Source organism: Lactiplantibacillus dongliensis (genome assembly GCF_005405105.1).
Classification (GTDB): domain Bacteria; phylum Bacillota; class Bacilli; order Lactobacillales; family Lactobacillaceae; genus Lactiplantibacillus; species Lactiplantibacillus dongliensis.
The window spans coordinates 1-6,912 of sequence record NZ_BJDK01000037.1; the positions used below are offsets into that span (position 1 = coordinate 1).

The 6,912-nt window shown below is 45.8% G+C and carries 7 protein-coding genes and 1 pseudogene; 6 read left to right on the forward strand and 2 right to left on the reverse strand.

From position 1 onward, the window contains the following. The first annotated feature begins 566 nt into the window (after positions 1-566). The 3 genes from FFM80_RS12190 (at position 567) to FFM80_RS14780 (ending at position 3,116) form a co-directional block, all read left to right on the forward strand. Positions 567-1,505: a LacI family DNA-binding transcriptional regulator gene (locus FFM80_RS12190; protein ID WP_137641049.1), complete on the forward strand. Its 939-nt coding sequence runs from the start codon at positions 567-569 to the stop codon at positions 1,503-1,505. A 4-nt stretch (positions 1,506-1,509) separates the two neighbouring features. Then, entirely contained in the window at positions 1,510-2,280 is a 771-nt protein-coding gene (locus tag FFM80_RS12195) for a Cof-type HAD-IIB family hydrolase (RefSeq protein WP_137641050.1), read from the forward strand. A gap of 212 nt (positions 2,281-2,492) precedes the next feature. Next, positions 2,493-3,116: a hypothetical protein gene (locus tag FFM80_RS14780; RefSeq protein WP_223877362.1), complete on the forward strand. Its 624-nt coding sequence runs from the start codon at positions 2,493-2,495 to the stop codon at positions 3,114-3,116. Positions 3,117-3,175: 59 nt separating this feature from the next. On the opposite strand, the gene FFM80_RS12205 is transcribed toward FFM80_RS14780, so the two are convergent. Then, complete coding sequence (locus FFM80_RS12205; protein WP_137641051.1) at positions 3,176-4,135, reverse strand: nucleoside hydrolase; 960 nt, start codon at positions 4,133-4,135, stop codon at positions 3,176-3,178. A gap of 307 nt (positions 4,136-4,442) precedes the next feature. On the opposite strand from FFM80_RS12205, the gene FFM80_RS12210 reads away from it, so the two are divergent. The 3 genes from FFM80_RS12210 to FFM80_RS12220 all read left to right on the forward strand — a co-directional run bounded on the left by FFM80_RS12210 (position 4,443) and on the right by FFM80_RS12220 (position 6,268). After that, positions 4,443-5,000: a nitroreductase family protein gene (locus tag FFM80_RS12210; RefSeq protein ID WP_137641052.1), complete on the forward strand. Its 558-nt coding sequence runs from the start codon at positions 4,443-4,445 to the stop codon at positions 4,998-5,000. A 19-nt stretch (positions 5,001-5,019) separates the two neighbouring features. Next, a complete protein-coding gene (locus FFM80_RS12215; RefSeq protein ID WP_137641053.1) occupies positions 5,020-5,904 on the forward strand; it encodes a polyphosphate kinase 2 family protein in 885 nt (294 codons plus the stop codon). Positions 5,905-6,052: 148 nt separating this feature from the next. Continuing rightward, positions 6,053-6,268: a DUF2929 family protein gene (locus FFM80_RS12220; protein ID WP_137635838.1), complete on the forward strand. Its 216-nt coding sequence runs from the start codon at positions 6,053-6,055 to the stop codon at positions 6,266-6,268. 87 nt (positions 6,269-6,355) lie between these two features. On the opposite strand, the pseudogene FFM80_RS14555 reads toward FFM80_RS12220, so the two are convergent. Beyond that, positions 6,356-6,912: pseudogene (locus FFM80_RS14555) on the reverse strand (Ig-like domain-containing protein); the annotation flags it as partial.

Sequence of the window (6,912 nt, forward strand, 5' to 3'; positions counted from 1 at the left end):
TTCACCGCATTTATCATGATACGAATGATCATGCATATAACCCGGTAAAATATTTAGTTTTAAAACAGGCTCTAATAAATCAGTGATTAATTATTTTTAACTCAGTCATTTAGCCGAGAGGTTGGTTCCTAAAATGCTCAGCCGTGTCGTTGGCCTTAGTTCGAGTGATCTGCTCGGACTTAGGCCAAGGCCAATTTTGAAGACCGCATTTTGGCTTCAAAATGGCCCATGGCGTTCCAGCGTTTTAGGAACCAACCGGTAGGCGGCAATTTCAATTAGCACCAAACGTAGTATAAGTGAAAACACAGCGTCAAGCTATTTTAACTCCAATAAACGGCAGCTGGACGGTAAAACAGGGGCTAATAGGCTTGATTGAAAAATAAATCGGTAAATTCGTTAAAAATTGCAACATTGTGCTTGACCTGGGACCGGTTTCATAACTTAATGTATAGACATTCTTAAAGAAATGGACCGTTCCAGACTGGTGATTGAGTCAGCGGTTACATTAAGCAGTGCAACGCGGCCTATCTAACGGTACAATATGGAAGATAGGAGTGGGAGCAGAAATGACAAATATTCATGACATTGCCCGGTTATCCGGTTATTCAGTTTCAACCGTTTCACGGGTAATCAATCATCAAAAATACGTGGCCGATGAGAAGCGGGCCAAGGTTGAAGCAATTATGCGACAACTGGATTACGTGCCTAATCGCGTCGCTCGTGACCTGAGTAACGGTCAGACGAAGACGATTGGGGTCGTGATGCCGTATGCGAACCACCCGTACTTTGCCCGGATTATTGACGGGTTAGTCAGTGCCGCTTTTGCGGCCGGGTACAAGATTACGTTATTACCAACCAATTATGATTTGACGATTGAACGCCGGTATCTGGATCAGCTCCGTAGCAAAGCCTACGATGCGTTGATCTTTACATCGCGCAGCAGTTCGTTAGAAACGTTGGAAAAATATCGTAAGTATGGGCAGATCGTTTTATGTGAAGATCCTGGTGACGACCGGCCCTTAGCGGCAGCTTATACGGACCGTGAAGCTTCCTATGTGAACGCCTTACAATGGGCGCAACACCACGGATTTAACAGCATGGGCGTCGTGCTAAGCCGCAATAATATCATCAGTGCCAGCACGCGGGTGACGCGCAGTGCCTATCAACAAGTTTATGGCAAGCTTGACTCACGGAACTTATTTGTTGGCGCCGTCACTTATGAAGACGGTTACCGAGCTGGTGAGTATTTTGCACAGCTACAACCGGGTGTCGATGCGGTCTTTACCAATGGTGACGATATTGGCGCGGGGGTCCAACAATATTACTTGGACCATCGTTTAGCACCAATTCCCACGATTGGTCAGGAAAATTTATTATCTAGCAGATTACTTAAGTTTTCAACGATTGATCATCATTTAGAAGCTTTAGGAACAGCGGCGTTCAAGTTGGCGACGGGCCAAACGACAACGCATGAGTTAATCAAATCAGAATTTATTAGGCGGTAATAATATGGTAGCAAGATTAGCGGTTTTCGATATTGATAATACTTTGTTGGCACGCAATAAGCAGTTATTGCGCAGCACCATTACGAGTATTCAAAAGTTAAAGCAACAAAAAATCAACGTGGCGATTGCGACTGGTCGGAATTTACGGCTAGCACGACCGATTATTAAGGCGTTAGATTTACAAGATTTTATTCTTTGTAACGGGTCAGCGGCCTTTGCTCACAAACAGCAGGTGCATCAGCAAACGTTGTCGCAAGCGAATGTGGCCGCTTTAGTCCAAGCAGCGGATGACCAACAAGTTGATATGATTTTTGAATCTTTAGATGGGTTACATGCGCATACCCAACCCAGTCAATCAACACTGCAAGTCTTGCATGACTTTCGGGCACCGTTACCAGATTATGCGCCGGATTATTATTTAAAACATCCGATTTATCAAGCGATGATGTTCTATCGGCCCGAAGTCGATGCCAAGTTGCCACATGCTGATGAGTTCTCATTCGTCCGCTTTGCACAAAATGGTGTCGATGTGATTCCACGGGTAGGGTCGAAAGCGGAAGGCGTTGCCAAGTTAGCGGCTCAACTGCACGTTGATGGCAAAGACATCGTGGCCTTTGGTGATAACGATAATGATCGCGAAATGTTACGGAGTGCCGGGATTGGGATTGCGATGGGTAACGCCGAACCAGCCATTCAAGCGTGCGCGAACTTAACAACGACGGATTGCGACCATGACGGAATCCAAAATGGGCTGAAAGCGATTGGTTGGATTTAAAACTGAAATGAGGAGGCGACTGTTGAAACTAGCAGTCGCTTTTTTGTAGCTAGCTTTTAAAAGCGAGCGTATATTCATCAATAACCGGTGATTAACGCTGATGTTGGATCAACCCGAGTGTTAAACCGATAAACGCAGCGGCCATATGAATTAACTAATGAAAGCGTTACAATTTAGGCAAAAGTCAGTTAATTAACGAGGGGATGTTTAAGATGAATTCACGCGGCGCAACTGGCGTTAGCTGGGGCTTGATTGGTGGATTAGCAATAATTGAAGGCGTGGCAATTTGGCTGATGTGGCTAGGTCAAAGTTCACTAGGGATGGTGATTTATGGCCTACTTGGAGTTGCCATCGTGATTGTCGGGTGGCGGTCTTTACGCACGATTCACCAGCAACGCCCGTTGTCACGGCGGCAGCCAGGACTAAAGCAGCTTTATACGTTGATGATCACTAATCTAGTCATGCTAGCAGTGATTGCAGTTCACGACTGTGACCATATGCGACAAGCGATGGGTTGGGGATATCATTTTACTTTGGCGCTATTGTTGGTAAACATCATTGTTTATTTGCCAAATCTTATTTCGCTAGTATTAGTGAGTCGTGGCCAAACTAAAGGGGTCGTGGCTACCTTGATTAGTGGCCCGTTAATTGCGGTCGCCTTTTTGAAATTACATCTATTAGGTGCTTGGCTGCCGGTCTGGGGACCGTGGAACCGGTCGTTCTTCGCTTTGGGTGTTGACGCGATTAGTTGGTGGATTCTAGTCATTACGGCAGTTGCAGGGATCATCGTGGGCTTGGTTGCCACGTACATTTTAGGGCAGCTTTCTAAACAATAGTAAAAACCACGTTCCGGCAAACGATAATTAGTCTGCCGGAACGTGGTTAATTTTAAAGCTTAGTTTTGTTTGAATAAGTCAGTTAAGTAGGTCATGAAGGTCTTCAGATAGCGATCGGTATCAACCGTCAAGGCGACGGTAACGTTCGGATGAGCATCGGTCAACCGCGCAGGGTCACCGATTGTCCGCCCATAATCTTCGCCGCTAGCTTGTACGAACATGTTCAACTTCAATGTTGAGACGAAGCTAGGATCTAACGCCACGCCGACTGCTAATGGGTCGTGTAAGGCACAGCCTTGTAAGTGGGGACTAGTGACTTTATAAGCATCGATGTAGTAATCAACGATGTCCGCGAACTTTTCGCCGGCAGTTGTCTTTAAATCACGCCATTGACCAGTTTCTTTGGTGGTTAATAACGTCCGTAAGGTAACATCTAAGCCCACCATCGTTAAGTTGATCTTGCTGGTGAAGACGGCGTTAGCGGCTTCGGCATCTTGGTTGATGTTGGCTTCCGCAAAATGACTGACGTTCCCAGGAACGGTCAAGGCACCGCCCATAATCGTGACATTGCCAATTGTTGAGGCAATATCGGGCGCTTTTTTGATGGCGGCGGCTAAGTTGGTTAGGGGACCAGTTGGGACTAACGTTAAATCAGCGCCATATTGGTGAACTGCATCGATTAAGAAGTCTACTCCGGATTGTTGTTCTGGTTGGCGTTTTGGTTCAGGTAATTGGACTTCACCAATCCCGTTGACCCCATGAATTTGCGCTGAAATTGCCATAACGTCAAAGTGTTCCGTTGTGCTAGAATGTGGTTCTCCAACAAAGACTGGCACGTCGGTCGCTCCGAGTAATTCCAAAATTTGTAAACTATTATGGGCCGCTTGTTCGACGACGACGTTCCCATATGAACTAATAATCCCAATTAAATCAACATCGGGGGCCCCGACGGCATAGGCGATCGCCATTGCATCGTCAATCCCAGTATCTAGATCCAAAATCATTTTACGTTTTGCCATGTGCCAAATTCCTCCCTAAGTAGGTGTGATGGATAATGTCTGGTAATGATCATCTTACGCTCGGTGTTAGTTGGCTTAACCTGCCATTCTGGCCCGCCCGCCGTTAACAACTTGATATTGGAAATCTTAACTAACACCAAACGTCTCATATCAAAGCATGTTAATACATTAATTGTAAACGTTTGATTAAGGGGTGGCAACGGGTTCTAGCGGATAAACTAATATTTTACGAGTTAGGCCGGTGAAAAATTTGTTTTTGTCAAAGTGAAACCGCTGACTTATACTTAAACCTAAGGAAGTGACTTGAATGAGTACGAATAATCCAATTATTGACGTCATGCAAGCGCGGCATTCGGTCCGGCGGTATGATGGGCAAACTGAAATTAAGCGTTCAGAGTTGGAACGCTTATTAAAGACGGCTTTTTTAGCGCCCACAGCTTTGAACTTACAACCGATTCGGGCGTTAGTCGTGACGTCACCAGGGTTGCGGCAAAAACTGACTACGGCGACGGGCAATACGAGTCAATTAACGACAGCTAGTGCGGTCGTCTTGTTCGTGAATGATCGTGAGAATCAAGACGATGCCCAGCCATTTCAACCGGGTCAAAAGACGCCCACGCAGGCGCATACGGATATTGGGGCGTTAGATGCTGGTTTAGTAGCGATGCAATTCATGCTATTGGCCAAAGATGCCGGTTATGATACGAATCCAATGACTGGCTTTGACCACTTGGCCTTTAGCCAGATCTTGAATCTGGATATCAACCGTTATCAGCCGTTATTATTAGTGTCCATCGGTGTTGCAGCCCAACCGGGACAGCTGGCTAAACACAAAACATTACAACAAATTGTAGCATTTCGATAAGCATAGAGGAGTGGCGGCAGTGAATTTTGAAAAACAATATCGGTACACCGGCAAGCAAACGTTGCATTTAACCAAATTGGACACCCAACCGGATGCTGATTATAAATCGGAAAAAGTCATTAAGGAACAGATTGCACAAAATATTAAACAATTGACGGATCTGCAAGGTAAGCTGTACGCTCAAGACCGTTACGGGGTATTGATCGTCTTTCAAGCGATGGATGCAGCCGGTAAGGACAGCATGATTGCGCATATTATGAGTGGCGTCAATCCGCAAGGGTGTAACGTCAGTTCATTCAAGCAACCCACGACCAAAGAAGTGGCCCATGACTATTTATGGCGAATTCATGACCAAGTTCCCAAACGGGGCATGATTGGTATCTTTAATCGGTCATATTATGAAGATGTGCTGGTTAGTCGGGTTCATCCGAATATTATTGTGAATGAGCATATTGGGGATATCGAGAAGAAGTCCCAAGTAGATGATGCCTTCTTTGACCGTCGCTTCAAGGACTTACGCTACTTTGAAGATTATTTGCAGCACAACGGATATTTGGTTTTAAAGTTCTTTTTACATATGTCAAAAGCCGAACAAAAGCAGCGGTTTATTCGCCGGATTGAGATTCCAAGCCATAATTGGAAGTTCTCGGCTGCTGATATTCGGGAACGTAAGTATTGGGATGATTATCAACAAGCTTATGATGATGCGATTACCAACACCGCGACTAAAAGTGTGCCGTGGTATGTGATCCCGGCGGACAGTAAGTGGTATTCGCGGCTCTGCGTGTCCGAGATTATCAACAAACGGTTAAGTGAATTACCATTGGCGTATCCATCATTAGATGCCACTGATCAAGCCCAATTAAAGACGGCTTTGAATCAATTAGATCGTGAAACCGATTAACTTTTTGGAAAAGCTGGCAATTTTTTCAGTTTTGGATTAAGATAACTAACGACAGGTTTGCGATGCAATTCATCAGCGGGTCTGCTATAGTAAAGTTGAGCGAAATTATGGTTTTTAAGCTATTATCGGTTCAATAGGAGGGTCAAGTATGAATAAGAGTCATTGGTTTTCAGGGGCGCTAATTACGGCCTTTTGGGGCGCAATTTTTGGTTTGGTAGTTGGTTACATTGGCGATCAAATCGTTAGTGCCATCCATCAAAAGTTTGCCTTACAATTAGGACCATCCGCCATTGTCGGTGTCATTATCGCGTTAATCGTGGTCTTTGGGCTTTACCCAATGTTAGGCCATCGCGAAGTTAAATAAGCAAAGTAAAATCCTCGTTGGGTTTGACCGGTGCAGCGTATTGCAACTGGTGCAAACTAACGGGGATTTTTTGCGTCTTAACAGTGACTAAATTTTCCGTGAGCGATGACTTAACCAGTGACTGCCAATGAGAATTAAGACTAACCCAAGAATGGCTAACAAGCTAGCCAAAGCATGGTGTTGCTCATTGGTTTGCGGTAAGGCTGCTGCTGGACTAGTTGTCGCCGGAGTGCCAGTGGTTGGTGCCGCTGGAGTCGGTGTTGTGCTTGGTGTGGCGGCAATCATGCCGGTTGTGGGTTGCGTTGTTGGCATGGTGGCACTAGGAACCGTGGTATGCGGTTGATAAGGGGTGCCGCTAGTTGTTGGTGTGCTTGTCTGACCAGTGGCACTGGTTTCAGGCACGCTGAGCGTTGGCTTTTCAGTAGCTGGCTTGTTGGGCGCCGGTGCCGGTTTGCTTGGTTTAACTGGCTTTTCAGTTTCGCCATGCTCGTCGGGGGTTGGCGTACTTGGCTTTTCAGGTTCAGTGACCGTTGGATGCTCGTCATTTTCATCTGGAAATTCTGGTTCCTGAGTCCCAGGTTTTTCTGGTTCTTCGGTGCCAGGTTTTTCTGGTTCTTCGGTGCCAGGTTTTTCTGGTTCTTCGG